We start from the raw sequence: 16,330 nt of genomic DNA, 5'->3' as shown, positions 1-16,330 counted from the left end.
TAATATCTAAAAATCTAAAAGTAACATGACACTATATCAATGGTTTGTATTGTTTTTAATTGTTCAAGTAATTCATTTTGTTGGAACTTGGAAAGTTTATGAAGCAGCTGGAAGAAAAAGTTGGGAAGCCGCAATTCCAATTTATAACGCAATAATTTTGATGAAAATCATCAATAGACCAACTTGGTGGACATTTTTGCTTTTTATTCCAGTCATCAACTTGATTATGTTTCCAGTTGTTTGGGTTGAAACCTTGAGAAGTTTTGGTAAAAACTCAACTTTAGATACTTTTCTGGCAGCAGTAACTTTTGGTTTTTATATTTATTATGTAAACTACACACAACCTTTAAATTACATATCTGATAGAAGTTTAACCCCAACAAACAAAACAGCTGATACAGTAAGTTCGTTGTTGTTTGCGGTAGTTGTTGCAACGTTGGTACATACTTATGTAATGCAACCTTTTACAATTCCATCTTCTTCGTTAGAAAAATCGTTGTTAATTGGTGATTTTCTTTTTGTTAGCAAAGTAAATTATGGACCAAGAACACCAATGACAACTGTTGCTTTGCCAATGGTACACGATTCAATTCCACTTGCAGGAAGATTGTCTTATACTAGTTTCCCACAATTACCATACTTTAGATTTCCTGGATTTGAAAAAATTAAAAATAATGATATAGTAGTTTTCAACTGGCCTAGAGATACCTTAGACCATATGTATCAACCATCGCCTGTTAGAATTGATAAACCAAGAGATAAAAAGACAAATTACGTAAAACGTTGCGTTGGAATTCCAGGTGATAGTCTGCAAATTAAAGACGGAATCGTTTTTATAAATGGAAAAGAATTGATTTTGCCAGAAAGAGCAAAACCGCAATATGCTTATGAAGTTGGTTACGATGGAAAAACGCCTATTGATTTTGAATTTCTTTTGAAAGATTTGAATTCAACTGATGGTGCTGGTTTTAAAAATGCTAATACAAGAGATACAATTTTTATAGCAGCTTTAACTTTTGAAAGCGCTAAAAGATTAAAAGATGTTCCCGGAATTACTTCGGTTACAAGAGTTATTCACAAAGGTCCAGAAGATGGTGTTTTTCCTGATTTTAAAGACGGAAAACCTTCTGTTACTAACAATTGGAGCGGTGATAATTATGGACCAATTTATATTCCACAAGCAGGAAAAACAGTTGCGTTGAACAAACAAACGCTTCCAATGTATAAAATTAGTATCACGGAATATGAAGGAAACACTTTGAAAGTTGTTGGTGACGACATTTATATAAATGATCAAAAAACAACGAGTTATACCTTTAAACAAAACTATTATTGGATGATGGGAGACAACCGTCATAATTCATTAGACGCACGTTATTTTGGCTATACACCAGAAGATCATGTGGTTGGAAAACCAGTTTTCATATGGATGAGTTGGGATACTAACGGAAAAGGAATAAATAAAATTCGTTGGGAACGTATGTTCACGTTTGTAAGTGGCGATGGTCAACCTAACTCGTATTTCAAATATTTCTTAGGATTATTAGCTTTATACTTTGTAGGTGAACATTTTTGGAATAAAAGAAAAGCGAAAAATGAAGAATAGTTTAAGAGTTTAAAGGTTTAGCATACTAACTTCTAAACTTTTAAACTCATAAACTTCTAAACAGAAATAATGAATAATTTATTAATCCATCCAACATATTTCCCGTCGATTAGTCATTTTGTGGCTATTTCTCAAGCTGATAGTATTACGTTTGAAATGGAAGACAACTTTCAGAAACAAACCAATCGTAACCGAATGTACATTTATAGTCCAAATGGAATTCAGTTGTTAAATATTCCCATAAAACATTCCAAAGAAGCGCATCAACGCACAAAAGATGTAAAGCTAGAAACAGCCTTCGATTGGCAAAAACAGCATTTCAAATCGTTAGAAGCTGCCTATAGAACTTCGCCTTTTTTTGAGTATTTTGAAGATGAAATCTATCCTATTTTCACCAAAAAGCACACTTTCCTAATGGATTTGAATTTGGAATCAATGGAAGTGGTTGCCAAATGCCTCAAAATGAAATTAGAATACAGTAAAACCAACGAATATTTCCACGAAGCTAAAGATTTTAATGACTTACGAATATTAGCTAATGGAAAAAAAGACACTGCTACTTTTGAAAGTTACACCCAAGTTTTTGGCGATAAACACGGCTTTTTAAATAACCTAAGTATTCTAGATTTACTTTTCAACGAAGGAAGATACGCTTTGGATTATTTGAAAAAACAGGTATTGTAGTTTACTCAATCGAAAGCCTAGTCATAATAGGAAAATGATCTGAATTTTGAAATTTTGGGAAGCTTTCAAAACTTTTTACTTTCATGTTTGAATCGGCAAAAATGTAGTCAATTCGCGCTGGGTAATATTTGAAATTATAGGTTTTTCCAAATCCTTTTCCAGCTTCTTCAAAAGTATCATCCAAGTTTCCTTTGATACTTCTATAAACATAAGAAAACGCACTGTTGTTCATATCACCACAAATAATGATGGGATATTCACATTCTTTTTTGTGTGCTTTTATGATTTCGGCTTGTTGCTGTTGTTTAGTAAAAGCAGCACTAATTCGCTTCAAAACCATTTGTGATTTTTCTTGATTAATACCATCAATGTTTTCAGATAACTCATTAACATCGGGCGAAATTTTTATTGATTGCAAGTGAATATTATAAACTCGAATGATGTCTTTTCCTTTTTTAATATCAGTAAAAATGGCATTGTTATTCGAATTTGGAAACGCAATATTTCCTTCATTTATTATTGGAAATTTTGAAAAAATGGCTTGACTAGTTTTAATTTTATCGCCTTGAACATATACGTATTTATGAGGATAGACTTTCAAATCAATTCCTGCCGTTTCTGAATATTCTTGAATACACAAAATATCAGGATTTTTCTCATTGATAAATTCTAAAATACGATACGGAACGCTATCACTATCAATCCATTTGAAAAGATTAAGCAAACGAACATTATAACTCATTACAACAAAGTCGTTTTCGGTTTTTTCAACATCAAGCGATGAAAATTTGTAGAATTTATTGATGAAAGTTATTCCTGCTAAAAGCACTAAACCAGATAAGATGATTTGTTTTTTCAATTGAAGTAACCAGTAGATAAAAAACAAGGCATTCAAAATCAAAAATAACGGCAAAACCAGCGTTAATACTGATAAAATCGGGAATAATTTTGGTGCTAAAAAAGGTAAAACATAAGCAAGAAAAGTCACTATAGTCAAAACTATATTGAAAAAGAATAGGATTCTATTAAACCAAGAAAGTTTTCGAGTTAATCGCATTATTAGTTCTTACAAATAGTTACAAAAATACTACTTTCCGGCTTTGAATAAAAATTCTTTTTCTTCTTTGGTCAAAGCATCATAACCAGATTGACTTATTTTATCTAAAATTTCATCTATTTGTTGCTGAGTTTTGTCTTTAGTTACAATTTTGCTTTCCGTTTTCACAACCGTTTTCTTCGGATTTACATGCACTTTCTTGAAAGGCGTTTTCTTTTTTGTTCCAAATAAAATTGCTAACGAATCTAAAATTTTTGTAAACCAAGCAGTAATATCTGTTCCTTTTTGCAATTGTTTTATATAAATATAACCAAAAAGAGCTCCACCTAAATGGGCAATATGACCGCCAGTATTGTTAATGGGCAACTGAATCAAATCAATAAACAAGAAAATAAGAACAACATATACAAGTTTTACAGTTCCAAATAGAAACAGTCTTAGTTCCATCATGGGTTGATAGGTTGCAGTTGCAGCCAAAATTGCCATTACAGCACCAGAAGCACCAATCAAAACAGAAGAACTATTAATAAGTGCTGGGAAAATCATATACGATACTATGTATAAAATTCCAGCAAAAATGGCACTTACGAGGTATAAACTTAGAAATTGTTTTTGAGTAAAAAAGGTAGAAAAAATTCTTCCAGCAAAATTCAACATCAGTAAATTAAACAAAATATGTAGAATTCCAGCATGAAAAAAGGCGTATGAAATTATGGACCAAGGCTTAGTTAAAAGGTCATGCGGATTAGACGATAAGCTTACATAAGATAGGAAATCAATATTAATATTGAATAATCTCAAAATTGAAAAGACAATAGTAGGAATAGCAAATAAGATGATGTTCCAAAAAATTAATTTGGTAGCCACATCACCCATTTTGAATTGCAATTTTAGATCATCTAGAATGCTACTCATTAGTTCCAACGATTTTTAGTAAATTGATTTTTTTTCCAATACCACATCATAATAAAACCTGTTAAAGCTCCACCAAGATGAGCAAAATGAGCAATCCCTGTACTTCCAGCTCCAAAAATAGAACTTCCTTTTAAACCTAAAAATAAGTCAACCGCTAAAATTCCAGGCACAAAATATTTAGCTTTTATCGGAACAGGTATAAACATCAAACCTAATTGAGCACTCGGAAACATAAAAGCAAAAGCTACTAGTAATCCATAAACTGCACCTGAAGCTCCTAGTGATTTTGAAAGAAAAGTGCTGACGAAATTAATTGTTTCGTTATGACCTAAAACTGTGTACCAACCATCATTATACATTTCTTTATCTAAAAGACTTGTAATTTCCGATTTATTTATACCAGATTCAATTAGTAAATTAAGATCATCTTGGAAGGTGTAATAATTTATTCCAGAGTGCAACAGCATTGCCCCTAATCCGCATGAAATATAAAAAAACAAGAACTTTTTGCCTCCCCAAAAATGTTCCAAAGTCGAACCAAATGAATACAAAGCGAACATGTTAAAAGCAATGTGCATTACATTAGCATGCATAAACATGTGGGTTAAGGGTTGCCAAAACCTAAAATGATTGTTCTCAAAATAGGACAATGCAAACAAATCATTTGCAGGCGCAACTAATTGTGAACCAATAAAAAAAATAATATTTATTATCAAAAGTTGTTTGACAACTGGCGTGATATTCATCATAAGGTAAATTTTCTGTCTATGTCTTCCACACGCATGGTGATGAAAGTTGGTTTTTGAAATGGAGTAGTGGTAGGTTCTTTGCAAGCAAAAAGTCCGTTTACTAAATTTTCTTGCTCTTTTTCAGTCAAGAATGCACCTGTTTTTATAGCCAAACTTTTCGCCATTGATCTTGCAATCGTATCATTTTGACTAAAGCTATTTTCAGGAATTCCATCTTGTAAATCGCTAATTAAATGTTCTAAAACCAAAGAAGCTTCTTTTTCAGAAACATTGGCTGGTAAACCTGAAAGAACAATATATTCTTGTGTGTTTTCTTCAAATACGAAACCAGTATTAACCAACGATTGTTTTAATTCTTCAATTAATTCTAATTCGTCTTTTGAAAAATATAAATTTATGGGAAACAATAATTGCTGACTGCTAGCCTGATGAACCGTCATGTTTGTAAGAAATTGTTCGTACAAAATACGTTGGTGTGCGCGGTGTTGATTTACAATCAACATTCCCGATTTTATTGGGTTTACAATATATTTCCTATGTACTTGATAGGTTCTATTACCTTGTTTTTCTTCGTTATTTTCATCAAATAAGGATGCGGTAATTTCTTCGTCATTTTCAAAATTGACTATCGAAGTGGCATCAATTTCTATTTCAGAAGTTTGATTGGTTCCAATATACAAACTTTCCCAACTGCCTTCTTTTTTCGGATAATAGGGTGGCGTGTAAGTTTTGTTTGGCTTATCATTAGAAAAAGGATTGTAGCTTCTATCAACTTGAATGGTCGGCGTAGATGCTTCTTTGTCTTTGTAATCATAAGGTGTATCCAAATTGGAATCTCTATCAAAATCTAAAGCCGGAACCACATTAAATTGCCCTAAACTATGTTTGATTGTAGAGCGTAAAATAGCATACAAAGCTTGTTCATCGTCAAACTTAATCTCCGTTTTTGTCGGATGAATATTGATGTCAATCGTATTTGGTGGAACATCTAAGTAAAGAAAATAACTGGGTTGCGCACCAACAGGCAAAATTCCTTCATAAGCAGCCATAACTGCATGATGCAAATAACCGCTTTTGATAAATCGATTATTCACAAAAAAGAATTGTTCGCTACGACTTTTCTTGGCATATTCAGGTTTTCCTACAAATCCAGTTACTTTCAAAATATCGGTTTCTTCGTTGCATGGAACTAGTTTTTCATTAGTTTTTCCAGCAAAAATAGTCACGATTCTTTGTCTCAAATTGGATTGAGGCAAGTTGAACATTTCGCTTCCATTATGATAAAAAGTGAAATGTATGTTGGGATGGGCCAAGACCACACGTTGAAATTCATCAACAATGTGTCTAAATTCAACCGTTTCCGATTTCAAGAAATTTCGTCGCGCAGGAATATTAAAAAATAAATTCTTTACAGAAAATGAAGTGCCTTTTGGTAAAACTGACGGCTCTTGAGAAACAAATTTACTTCCTTCGATGATAATATGCGTACCAAGCTCTTCTTGATCTTGTCGGGTTTTCATTTCTACATGTGCAATCGCAGCAATAGAAGCTAATGCTTCTCCACGAAAACCTTTGGTATGCAATGAAAATAAATCTTCCGCTTGACGAATTTTTGAGGTTGCATGACGTTCAAAACACATTCTAGCATCGGTAATGTTCATTCCAACACCATTATCTATTACTTGCACCAGCGATTTTCCTGCGTCTTTTATAATCAGTTTGATGTCAGTTGCTTTGGCATCAACAGCGTTTTCAAGTAGTTCTTTTACTACCGAAGCAGGACGTTGCACCACTTCACCAGCAGCAATCTGATTGGCAACATGATCGGGAAGTAATTGAATTATGCTCGACATTAATTTATTTGTTATTCAGTTTTATCATTCATTTGTATTCCACCAATTTGTCATTCCGAAGGAATCTCATTTAGCTTTTGCTTATTATCTTGGTAAGAAATACGAATTAGCAAATTTAAACAAAAACTATTGGTTATACTAGTTAACAACTTCCTAAAAAAGCAAAAACCTATTCGATTTAGAATAAGTTTTTGAGTTATAAATAAAATTTGGAAATTTCTTTGTTAACTTATTTCAGATTTTCTTCTCAAATCAGCCATTTTAATTGCCGCAATTGCCGCTTCAGTTCCTTTGTTTCCATGAACTCCGCCACTTCTGTCGATGGATTGTTGTTCGTTATTATCGGTTAATAAACAGAAAATAACAGGAACATCGGTTTGTACATTTAAGTCTTTGATACCTTGTGTTACACCTTCGCAAACGAACTCAAAATGCATAGTTTCACCTTTTATGACACAACCAATTGTGATAACCACATCAACATTTTGTGTTATAATCATGCGTTGGGCACCATACACTAGTTCAAAACTACCAGGAACATTCCAACGAATAATGTTTTCCTGAATAGCTCCACAATCTAAAAGTGCCTCAATAGCACCTTTATAAAGACCTTCCGTTATATGATCGTTCCATTCTGAAACAACAATCCCAAACCGAAAATCTTTCGCGTTTGGGATTGTGTTTTTATCGTAATTAGATAAATTTTTATTAGCTGTAGCCATTTTTATAGTTTTCAGTCGCAATCGCAGTAGGCAGTTACTGAAAACTGAAAACTGTGACCGTTAACTTCTTATTGTGCCATACCCATCAAAGCATCAACACTTTGAGCTTCTGGAGCACTTTCGTATTTTTCTTTGATTTGAGTTAAATGTTTCAAAGCATCTGCTTTATTATTAGCTGCTAATTCTAATTGAGCTGCTTTTAATAAATATCTTGGAGTAGTTAACTCATTTACATTCATTTCTGAAGCTTTGATATAATATTCTAATGCTTTTTTAGCATCATTTTTTTGTGAATAAGCATCACCAATTGCTCCAACAGCAAGTGTACTTAACATTACATCATCTGAAGAGAATTTTTCTAATGAACTAATTGCTTCAGCATATTTACCTGTATTTAGGTAAGCAATACCCGCGTAATAGTTAGCTAAATTTCCTGCTGCAGTTCCTGAGAATTTATCAGCGATATCTTTAAATCCGAATTGGCCTTCTGAACCTTTTAATGCTAAGTTGAATAATGAATCTTTTGCAGTATCTCCATCAACCGCTTTTTGAAAGTTTTGTTGTGCTACGAACATTGCATTGGCACCTTCATCTTCTTTAGGCTCCACAACAAATTTTTGGTATAATAAATAACTTACTGTTACTAAAGCAATTGCTCCAACAATTCCGAAGATAATTTTTTGATTTTTTTCAACCCAAGCTTCTGTTTTTGAAGCTGTTTCATCTAATGTATTGAAAACACCAGCGGTTGCACTGTCTTTCTCATCTACATTTGGTGTATCTTCAATAAAGTTTGCATCTACTTTTTCTTCTTTCTCTTTTGGTGCTTTGTAACCTCTTTTATTATAAGTTGCCATTTAATTTTAATTTAGTGTGCGCAAAAATAAAATTTTATTCGTAATTAAAAGCGATTTTTGTCGATATTTTTCAATAATTTGCACGCTCTTAAAAAAAAATATTGAAAATTTTAAAAAAGTCAATATTTTCAAGCCATTACAATGTTTTTAAAAAAGATTTCTTTATTCAATTATAAAAATTTTTCGGAAGTCAGTTATGATTTCGATGCCAAAATCAACTGTTTTGTTGGAAAAAACGGTATTGGAAAAACAAATGTGCTCGATGCAATCTATCATTTGGCTTATGGAAAAAGTTATTTCAATCCGATTGCGGCTCAAAATATAAAACATGGTGAAGATTTTTTTGTAATTGACGGAGAATTTGAAAAGGCAAAGCGTTCTGAACAAATTGTAAGTAGTTTCAAAAAAGGACAAAAGAAAATCCTGAAACGCAACGGAAAACAATATGAAAAATTCTCTGATCATGTTGGATTGATTCCACTTGTTATTATTTCGCCAAGTGATTCCGATTTGATTATTGAAGGTAGCGAAACTAGAAGACGTTTTATTGATAGCGTAATTTCACAGTTGGATTCGACTTATTTACAACAATTGATTCAGTACCAAAAAATCATTAGTCAACGAAATGCTTTGTTGAAATATTTTGCCTTGAATCATGTTTTTGATAACGATACTTTGTCTATATATAATGAGCAATTAAATCAATTAGGACAATCTATTTTTGAAAAAAGAAAACACTTTCTGAATGATTTTATTCCAATTTTTAATAAACATCATCAAGCAATTACTGGTTCAATAGAAACGGTTCAATTGGTTTATGAAAGTCATTTGTTTGAGAATGACATACTTACTTTATTAGAACATAATTTAGCCAAAGACAGAGCTTTGCAATATACTTCGGTTGGTGTTCATAAAGACGATTTGTCGTTTCAAATTGAAAATTATCCTATCAAAAAATTCGGTTCACAAGGACAACAAAAATCATTTTTGATTGCTTTGAAATTCGCTCAATTTGAATTTGTAAAAAAACAAAGCGGCGAAAAACCAATCTTATTATTTGATGATATTTTTGATAAATTGGATGAAACTCGTGTAAGCAAAATTGTAGAAATGGTCAACCAAGACGAATTCGGTCAATTATTTATTTCAGATACACATCCTGAACGTACCGAAGCCATTGTAAAATCAACACATCAGAGTTATAAATTATTTAATTTGTAACTTTTGTTATAATATCACTATTTTTACTACTTTATTTTTGACAAAATTTTTTAATAATATAAATATGAAAACCACTTTTTTATCACTACTGACCGTAACTTTTTTACTAATCAGTTGCCATGGCCAAACCAACAAAACGGCTGAGCAAACACAAACCGATTCAACCATCAACATGTCAATTGATGCAAAATCATTTGTTGACAAATTATCCACTACACAAGGTGCCCAACTTATAGATGTAAGAACGCCCGATGAATTTGCAAGTAAACATCTTGAAAATGCACTAAATATTAATTATAATGATGATTCATTTGTTGCAAAAATTGAAAAATTAGACAAATCAAAACCTACTTTCGTTTATTGTTTAAGCGGCGGGAGAAGTAGTAATGCTGTTGCCAAAATGCAAGAATTAGGCTTTAAAGAAGTGTACAATATGCAAGGCGGAATGATGAGATACAACGCACTTGGATTAGGCAATCAATCGGTTTCAAAAGCAGGAATGACAATGGCAGATTACGAAAAAATTTTAGCAACTGACAAAACGGTTGTAATCGATTTTTATGCCGAATGGTGTGGTCCATGTAAAAAAATGGCGCCGTATTTAGACAAAATGACAACAGAATTAAAAGATAAAGTTATTATCGTTAGAATTGACGTTGACAAAAATGAAGCACTTGCAACTCAAATGAAAGTAGATGCATTGCCAACAATTATGGTTTACAAAGATAAAAAAGTAGCTTGGCAAAATGTTGGTTACATAACTGAAGAAGAATTGAAAAAACATTTATAGAAATAGTTTGGAGTTTGGAAATGGAAGTTAAGAGTAATTCTCAAAACTTTTAAACTTTTAAACTCTTAAACTTCTAAACTAAAAACATGATTTCAAAAGAAGCACTACAATTTTTAGCCGATTTGATTGCAAACAACAACACCGAATGGATGCATGAAAACAAAAAAAGATATGAAAGTTACAAGAAAGACTATCATAACTTTATAACTTCAATTTTGACAGAAATGAAGCCTTTTGACAAATCGCTAGAGCCATTGGAAGTGAAGAATTGTACATTTCGTATCAATCGTGACATTCGTTTTAGTAAAGATAAATCGCCCTACAAAACCAACATGGGCGTTTGGATGAGCCAAAATAAAAACCGAAAAAACAGTCCGGGCTATTACATTCATTACGAAAAAGGAAATTGCTTTATCGCTGGTGGTGTTTGGTGTCCTGAACCAAATGAATTAAAGTTAATTCGTAAAGAAATTGAGTTTTTTCACGATGATTTAGAAGCTATCGTTTCCAATAAAAATTTCAAAAAAGAATTTAATGAATTGGATAGAAGTGAAAATACGGTTTTGAAAAAAGCTCCAAAAGATTTCGATCCAAATCATCCAGCAATTGAATTTTTAAAACTGAAAAGCTTCACAACTTCTAGTAAAATTGATGATAAACTATTCACCGATAAAAATTTTAGTAAAATCATCGCTCAACAATTATTCACATTAAAGCCAATGAATGACTTTTTGAGTCGCGCTCTAGAAACAGAAGAATAAATTTCAATAGCAATTGCAAAAATCAATATCAATTACAATTCAAAATGCAAATCCACACTAATTTCACTTTAAAAAAATACAACACTTTTGGTATCGAAGCAAAGGCAAAACAATTTGTTGCCGTTCATAATCTAGCCGAATTAAAATCGGTTTTAGAGAAACATAAAGAGGACAAAAAGTTTATACTCGGTGGCGGAAGCAATATGTTACTAACCCAAGATATTGATGCTTTGGTAATTCATATTGATTTGAAAGAGAAAAAAATCATCAAAGAAGACGACGATTTTGTTTGGGTTGAAAGTCAAGCAGGTGAGAATTGGCATGAGTTTGTACTTTGGACAATCGATCAAAATTTCGGTGGATTAGAAAATATGTCGTTAATTCCGGGTAATGTTGGGACAACGCCAGTTCAAAATATTGGTGCTTACGGAACCGAAATTAAAGACACGTTTGTTTCTTGCGAAGCTATGAATTTACTGACTCAAGAAATGAAAACTTTCACAAAAGAAGAATGTAATTTTGGTTACAGAGAAAGCATTTTCAAACATGAAGCTAAAGATAAATTTGTAATAACTTCTGTAATTTTCAAACTTACAAAACGTAATCATAAAATCAATACTTCGTATGGCGACATCACAAAAGAATTGGAAAAACAAAACGTTACGACTCCAACTTTAAAAGACGTTTCTAATGCCGTAATTGCCATCCGTAAAAGTAAATTACCTGATCCAAAAGAGCTTGGCAATAGCGGAAGTTTCTTTAAAAATCCAATTATTTCAAAAGAATCATTCGAAAAAGTACAACAAAAATTTCCAGAAGTAAAATTCTTTGAAGTTTCATCAACAGAAGTTAAAGTTCCAGCTGGTTGGCTTATAGAACATTCCGGATTAAAAGGTTACCGAAAAGACGATGCTGGCGTTCATAAAAACCAAGCACTAGTTTTAGTAAATTATGGAAACGCAACCGGACAAGATATTTTAAACTTATCAAAATACGTTCAAAAAACAGTTTTCGATAAATACGGAATTGCTATTGAGGCTGAAGTAAATGTGATATAAAATTGTATTCGGTTTTCAATAATCTGTAAAAATTTGTATAATCTTTATCTAAACAAAAAATCCTAATTCATAATTCGTAATTCAAAATTGAATTTCATACTTTTGCAATCGTTTTTAAATAAGACCATAAAGCCATTATGTTACTAATTTTACTTTGTTTATTCATTTCTGTTGTAGTTGTTCAATTCCTATATTATATAGTGTTTTTTGGTAAATTTTCTTTTGCTAAACCCCAAACTCCTTCACCAAAAAGAGTTCCGATTTCAGTAATTGTTTGTGCCAAAAACGAAGAGGAAAATGTAAAAAACTTTGTGCCACTTCTTTTGCAGCAAAATTATCCCGATTTTGAAATTGTCCTTATAGATGATGCTTCAAGAGATGAAACCCTAGAAATTTTTGAACAATACGAAAAGCAATATCCTAATGTGAAATTAGTAAAAGTAGAAAACAACGAAGCATTTTGGGGAAATAAAAAATTTGCTTTAACTCTAGGAATCAAAGCTGCTAAAAACGAATACCTACTTTTTACAGACGCCGATTGTTACCCAAAATCTAACGAATGGATTAAAGAAATGTCAGCCCAATTCACCCAACAAAAAACAATCATTTTGGGTTATGGCGCTTACGAAAAAATAAAAGGTTCGTTCTTCAACAAAATTATTCGTTTTGAAACGTTATTAACGGCAACACAATATTTTGCATGGGCAAAAGCTGGCAAACCTTATATGGGTGTTGGTCGAAATATGGCGTATAAAAGAGAAGAATTTTTTAGAGTTCGAGGTTTTATGGATCACATGAAAATTCGTTCTGGCGACGACGATTTGTTTATCAATCAAGCGGCAAATGCTGCCAATACAACGATTTGCTATTCGCCTGATAGTTTTACTTTTTCTAAACCCAAAACCACTTTTGGAGACTGGTTCAGACAAAAACGAAGACATGTTGCAACTGCCAAATATTACAAATCATTTGACAGAACACAATTGGCCGTTTTTTATCTTTCGCAACTTACTTTTTTTATTCTACCTATAATTTTGTTGGCGTTTCAATACCAATGGATTATTGTTGTTAGTCTGATTGGTTTTAGATATTTAGCAGCCTGGATTTCATTGGGATTTGCCGCTGGTAAACTCAAAGAAAAAGACGTAATGTATTGGTTTCCATTTATAGAAATTGTAATCATTTTGACACAGTTTAACGTTTTTATAACTAATATTTTCTCAAAACCAGTGCAGTGGAAATAAATCCTTATATCGAAAAAGCTAAGAAAGGCGACCAAGTTGCTTTTACTTATTTGCTAGATTATTACTGGAATGAAGTATATGGTTTTATGCTCAAACGAACCGAAAATGAAACCGATGCCGAAGATATTGTCATAGAAACATTTTCAAAAGCATTCGATAAAATTTCTACTTACAACCCTGAATTTCAATTTAATACTTGGTTAATTGCCATTGCCAAAAATGTGCACATCGACTTACTTCGCAAGAAAAAATCATCACTTTTTGTCGAAATAACCTCCGAAGAAGACCATCAAGCGTATAACGTTGCCGATACATCACCTTCAGCCGAAGACGAACTGATTATTGAGCAAAATCTTTCGCAATTACTTCAATTTATTAAGGAGTTAAAACCTCACTATCAAGAAGTTATTCAGTTGCGTTATTTTCAAGAAATGAGTTATCAGGAAATTGCAGAACAACTCAACGAGCCTTTGAGCAACGTCAAAATCAAATTACTACGCGCCAAAAAACTATTGGCAGAAATTATCCAAAGCAAACAGTAGTTTTAGTAGAAACGAATGGCTTGGGAATTGTTGTTTTCCCTTTTCCTGCTTTACATTCCAATCTTTTTAGACCTGATAGGTTTCAAAAAACCTGTCAGGTCTAAAAAGGATTTCCATTGCAAATGCTTTGCATTCACTGAACTCCAATAAAAATAAACACTTTGTGAAGTAATCAGGGTTAGTTAGGTTATGTATTGAATCGATTCAGTGGTTCTAAGAAAAACTTATTAAAATTAGAGTATTTTAATTAATTCTTTGTTAAATTTTTGTTTTTATTGTGATAATCACACAATAACAGAATAATCTTTGCGTTATTAAAAATATAGTAAATTTTCAAAATCTATTTTCTTTAAAAAAACATTTTGCTTATGTAACATTGATACTTAACCATTAAATCTAATAATTATGTCTAGAGTAAGTATCTTTGAAAAAAAGTGGATTGACCTTGTGTTTGAAGGCAAGAACAAAGAGTATGGCGCTTACCAATTACGCCAAGAAAATTCTCGAACCACACTAGTAGCTTTTTTTATCGGAACCATTTTCTTGTCTGGATTTGTTTTTGCGCTAAGTTCTTTTGCTAAACCAACAGAAGTTCTTCCTGAGGTTTTTAATCCCAATGTTGTTATTAAGGTAGATAATTTCAATCCGACAACAAAGAAAGAACCCGAACATAAACTTCCAGCTGCTAAGAAAACTGGAGTTAAAGATGATGTAAAAAAAGAAGATTTAAAAAATCCAGTCATTGCTGAAAAAGACGAAAAATTTGTTGATGTAAAAACCAATGAAGAAACCAAAAAAGCAGCAACAACCTCTGAAAATGGAGTTGAAGGTGGAACTGGAACTTCAAAGAATACTTCTGATGGTGAAGGAAAAACGGGAACTTCAACAATTACTGAAACTAAAAAACTAGAAGGAACGGTTATCACAGCTTTATTAGATAAACAACCAGAATATCCTGGCGGAATTAATAAGTTCTATGAATATGTAGGCAACAATTTCGAAAAACCAGAAATGGACGAAACGGAAAATAGTAGTGTGTATGTTGCTTTCGTTATAGAGAAAGATGGCAGTATGACTGATGTAAAGGTTTTAAGAAATCCAGGTTACGGTTTAGGAAAAGAAGCCATTCGTGTTCTAAAATCTTTGCGTACCAAATGGAAACCAGGCATAAAAGACGGTCAGCCTGTAAGAACCCAATTCACATTGCCAATTATAGTTAAAAAAGGTTAGTTAGTAAGTTTTAGTATTTCAATTAAGGCCTTTGTCATGGTTTAGTCAACCTGGCAAAGGTTTTTTATTTTACAACAGTAAAATAATATCTTAATAACATGTTTATAAAGAATCTTTTTTTTTCTTGATTTTTTTTATGATTTTCCTATTTTTACCACATGGAAATACACGGAAAATTAATCATAATAGGTGGAGCTGTTGATAAAGGCAGTTTTTCTGAAACAAATTTGGATCAAAACGCATCAAAGAATTTGAATTTCTTTGAAGAAGGTATTCTAAAAAGAATCATCAAAGAATCTAAAAATAAAGAGTTATCTCGAATAGAAGTTATTACAACAGCATCCAAAATTCCTAGAGAAATTGGACCAGAATATGTTAAAGCTTTTAGCTATTTAGGAGCTGACAATGTAGATGTTTTATATATAGAAAGAAGAGAACAAGCATCTGAACCTGAAATCTTAGAAAGATTAAAAGCGGCGGACGTTGTAATGTTTACTGGTGGCGACCAACTTAGACTAACCTCAATCTTGGGAGGAACAACTTTTGATGATATTTTGATTGATAAATATAGAAACGAAGATTTCATCTATGCAGGAACTTCTGCAGGTGCAGCTGCGGCTTCTAATAATATGATTTACCAAGGAAGCAGCCAAGAAGCATTGCTAAAAGGTGAAGTCAAAATAACTTCGGGCTTAGGATTAATTGACGACGTTGTTATCGATACACATTTTGTACAACGTGGCAGAATAGGAAGATTATTCCAAGCAGTTGTTGGAAATCCAAAAGTTTTAGGAATTGGTTTAGGTGAAGACACTGGTTTGCTAATTAAAAATGGTCGTCAAATGGAAGCGATAGGTTCTGGACTTGTAATACTAGTTGATGGCCGTGAAGTAAAAGATACCAATTTAACTCAAGTTGAATTAGGAAAACCAATTTCTATAAACCATTTGGTAACGCATGTAATGAGCAAGCATGACACTTTTGATTTAGATACATTCAAAATGCAAATTCATTCATCTCAATATGTTTAATTTGTTGGAT

Annotated in this window: 16 protein-coding genes; 10 read left to right on the top strand and 6 right to left on the bottom strand. The window is 32.2% G+C overall.

Annotated elements, in window-relative coordinates; genetic code table 11:
* The first annotated feature begins 25 nt into the window (after nt 1–25).
* Both lepB and ACIQ66_RS07710 read left to right on the top strand, forming a co-directional pair.
* On the top strand, nt 26–1,606 hold the full coding sequence (gene lepB, locus ACIQ66_RS07715) for a signal peptidase I (protein WP_396212222.1): 1,581 nt from the start codon (nt 26–28) through the stop codon (nt 1,604–1,606).
* Between the two features lie 69 nt (nt 1,607–1,675).
* The gene (locus ACIQ66_RS07710) at nt 1,676–2,290 is read left to right on the top strand and encodes a WbqC family protein (protein ID WP_396212221.1); all 615 of its coding nucleotides are present in this window, start codon (nt 1,676–1,678) and stop codon (nt 2,288–2,290) included.
* A gap of 1 nt (nt 2,291) precedes the next feature.
* On the opposite strand, the gene ACIQ66_RS07705 is transcribed toward ACIQ66_RS07710, so the two are convergent.
* From ACIQ66_RS07705 to ACIQ66_RS07680, 6 genes are all read right to left on the bottom strand, one after another.
* A complete protein-coding gene (locus ACIQ66_RS07705; protein ID WP_396212220.1) occupies nt 2,292–3,347 on the bottom strand; it encodes an endonuclease/exonuclease/phosphatase family protein in 1,056 nt (351 codons plus the stop codon).
* Between the two features lie 30 nt (nt 3,348–3,377).
* Nucleotides 3,378–4,262, bottom strand: coding sequence for a rhomboid family intramembrane serine protease (locus ACIQ66_RS07700; protein WP_396212219.1), 885 nt, complete (start codon nt 4,260–4,262; stop codon nt 3,378–3,380).
* A complete protein-coding gene (locus ACIQ66_RS07695; protein WP_396212218.1) occupies nt 4,262–5,011 on the bottom strand; it encodes a rhomboid family intramembrane serine protease in 750 nt (249 codons plus the stop codon). The genes ACIQ66_RS07700 and ACIQ66_RS07695 overlap by 1 nt, the downstream gene beginning before the upstream one ends.
* A complete protein-coding gene (gene mutL / locus ACIQ66_RS07690) occupies nt 5,008–6,864 on the bottom strand; it encodes a DNA mismatch repair endonuclease MutL (protein ID WP_396212216.1) in 1,857 nt (618 codons plus the stop codon). The genes ACIQ66_RS07695 and mutL overlap by 4 nt, the downstream gene beginning before the upstream one ends.
* 224 nt (nt 6,865–7,088) lie before the next feature.
* Nucleotides 7,089–7,586 (bottom strand): 6,7-dimethyl-8-ribityllumazine synthase, encoded by a 498-nt coding sequence (gene ribH / locus ACIQ66_RS07685; RefSeq protein ID WP_396212215.1) that lies wholly within the window; start codon nt 7,584–7,586, stop codon nt 7,089–7,091.
* Nucleotides 7,587–7,654: 68 nt separating this feature from the next.
* The gene (locus ACIQ66_RS07680; protein WP_396212214.1) at nt 7,655–8,443 is read right to left on the bottom strand and encodes a tol-pal system YbgF family protein; all 789 of its coding nucleotides are present in this window, start codon (nt 8,441–8,443) and stop codon (nt 7,655–7,657) included.
* A gap of 141 nt (nt 8,444–8,584) precedes the next feature.
* Here ACIQ66_RS07680 and recF point away from each other — a divergent pair, with 141 nt between their 5' ends.
* The 8 genes from recF (at nt 8,585) to ACIQ66_RS07640 (ending at nt 16,320) form a co-directional block, all read left to right on the top strand.
* Nucleotides 8,585–9,664, top strand: coding sequence for a DNA replication/repair protein RecF (gene recF, locus ACIQ66_RS07675; protein ID WP_396212213.1), 1,080 nt, complete (start codon nt 8,585–8,587; stop codon nt 9,662–9,664).
* Nucleotides 9,665–9,728: 64 nt separating this feature from the next.
* Nucleotides 9,729–10,454: a thioredoxin gene (gene trxA / locus ACIQ66_RS07670; protein ID WP_396212212.1), complete on the top strand. Its 726-nt coding sequence runs from the start codon at nt 9,729–9,731 to the stop codon at nt 10,452–10,454.
* Nucleotides 10,455–10,540: 86 nt separating this feature from the next.
* Nucleotides 10,541–11,215 (top strand): DUF2461 domain-containing protein, encoded by a 675-nt coding sequence (locus ACIQ66_RS07665; protein WP_396212211.1) that lies wholly within the window; start codon nt 10,541–10,543, stop codon nt 11,213–11,215.
* Entirely contained in the window at nt 11,212–12,273 is a 1,062-nt protein-coding gene (gene murB, locus ACIQ66_RS07660; RefSeq protein WP_396212246.1) for a UDP-N-acetylmuramate dehydrogenase, read from the top strand. Before ACIQ66_RS07665 ends, murB begins: the two co-directional genes overlap by 4 nt.
* A gap of 137 nt (nt 12,274–12,410) precedes the next feature.
* The gene (locus tag ACIQ66_RS07655; RefSeq protein WP_396212210.1) at nt 12,411–13,517 is read left to right on the top strand and encodes a glycosyltransferase; all 1,107 of its coding nucleotides are present in this window, start codon (nt 12,411–12,413) and stop codon (nt 13,515–13,517) included.
* Nucleotides 13,508–14,059 (top strand): RNA polymerase sigma factor, encoded by a 552-nt coding sequence (locus ACIQ66_RS07650; RefSeq protein ID WP_396212209.1) that lies wholly within the window; start codon nt 13,508–13,510, stop codon nt 14,057–14,059. The genes ACIQ66_RS07655 and ACIQ66_RS07650 overlap by 10 nt, the downstream gene beginning before the upstream one ends.
* Before the next feature lie 405 nt (nt 14,060–14,464).
* A complete protein-coding gene (locus tag ACIQ66_RS07645; protein WP_396212208.1) occupies nt 14,465–15,289 on the top strand; it encodes an energy transducer TonB in 825 nt (274 codons plus the stop codon).
* A 158-nt stretch (nt 15,290–15,447) separates the two neighbouring features.
* The gene (locus ACIQ66_RS07640) at nt 15,448–16,320 is read left to right on the top strand and encodes a cyanophycinase (protein ID WP_396212207.1); all 873 of its coding nucleotides are present in this window, start codon (nt 15,448–15,450) and stop codon (nt 16,318–16,320) included.
* The last annotated feature ends 10 nt before the right edge of the window (nt 16,321–16,330 follow it).

It is taken from the genome of Flavobacterium sp., assembly GCF_044377315.1.
Taxonomy (GTDB): Bacteria; Bacteroidota; Bacteroidia; order Flavobacteriales; family Flavobacteriaceae; genus Flavobacterium.
This window is presented reverse-complemented; position numbering and strand designations above follow the sequence as displayed.

Bases quoted from the DNA above. Each gene is read 5' to 3' on its own strand.
- recF (WP_396212213.1), top strand. From the start codon at position 8,585: ATGTTTTTAAAAAAGATTTCTTTATTCAATTATAAAAATTTTTCGGAA.
- ACIQ66_RS07695 (WP_396212218.1), bottom strand. From the start codon at position 5,011: ATGATGAATATCACGCCAGTTGTCAAACAACTTTTGATAATAAATATT.
- ACIQ66_RS07645 (WP_396212208.1), top strand. From the start codon at position 14,465: ATGTCTAGAGTAAGTATCTTTGAAAAAAAGTGGATTGACCTTGTGTTT.
- ACIQ66_RS07710 (WP_396212221.1), top strand. From the start codon at position 1,676: ATGAATAATTTATTAATCCATCCAACATATTTCCCGTCGATTAGTCAT.
- ACIQ66_RS07705 (WP_396212220.1), bottom strand. From the start codon at position 3,347: ATGCGATTAACTCGAAAACTTTCTTGGTTTAATAGAATCCTATTCTTT.
- ribH (WP_396212215.1), bottom strand. From the start codon at position 7,586: ATGGCTACAGCTAATAAAAATTTATCTAATTACGATAAAAACACAATC.
- lepB (WP_396212222.1), top strand. From the start codon at position 26: ATGACACTATATCAATGGTTTGTATTGTTTTTAATTGTTCAAGTAATT.
- ACIQ66_RS07640 (WP_396212207.1), top strand. From the start codon at position 15,448: ATGGAAATACACGGAAAATTAATCATAATAGGTGGAGCTGTTGATAAA.
- ACIQ66_RS07665 (WP_396212211.1), top strand. From the start codon at position 10,541: ATGATTTCAAAAGAAGCACTACAATTTTTAGCCGATTTGATTGCAAAC.
- ACIQ66_RS07655 (WP_396212210.1), top strand. From the start codon at position 12,411: ATGTTACTAATTTTACTTTGTTTATTCATTTCTGTTGTAGTTGTTCAA.
- ACIQ66_RS07680 (WP_396212214.1), bottom strand. From the start codon at position 8,443: ATGGCAACTTATAATAAAAGAGGTTACAAAGCACCAAAAGAGAAAGAA.
- mutL (WP_396212216.1), bottom strand. From the start codon at position 6,864: ATGTCGAGCATAATTCAATTACTTCCCGATCATGTTGCCAATCAGATT.
- trxA (WP_396212212.1), top strand. From the start codon at position 9,729: ATGAAAACCACTTTTTTATCACTACTGACCGTAACTTTTTTACTAATC.
- ACIQ66_RS07700 (WP_396212219.1), bottom strand. From the start codon at position 4,262: ATGAGTAGCATTCTAGATGATCTAAAATTGCAATTCAAAATGGGTGAT.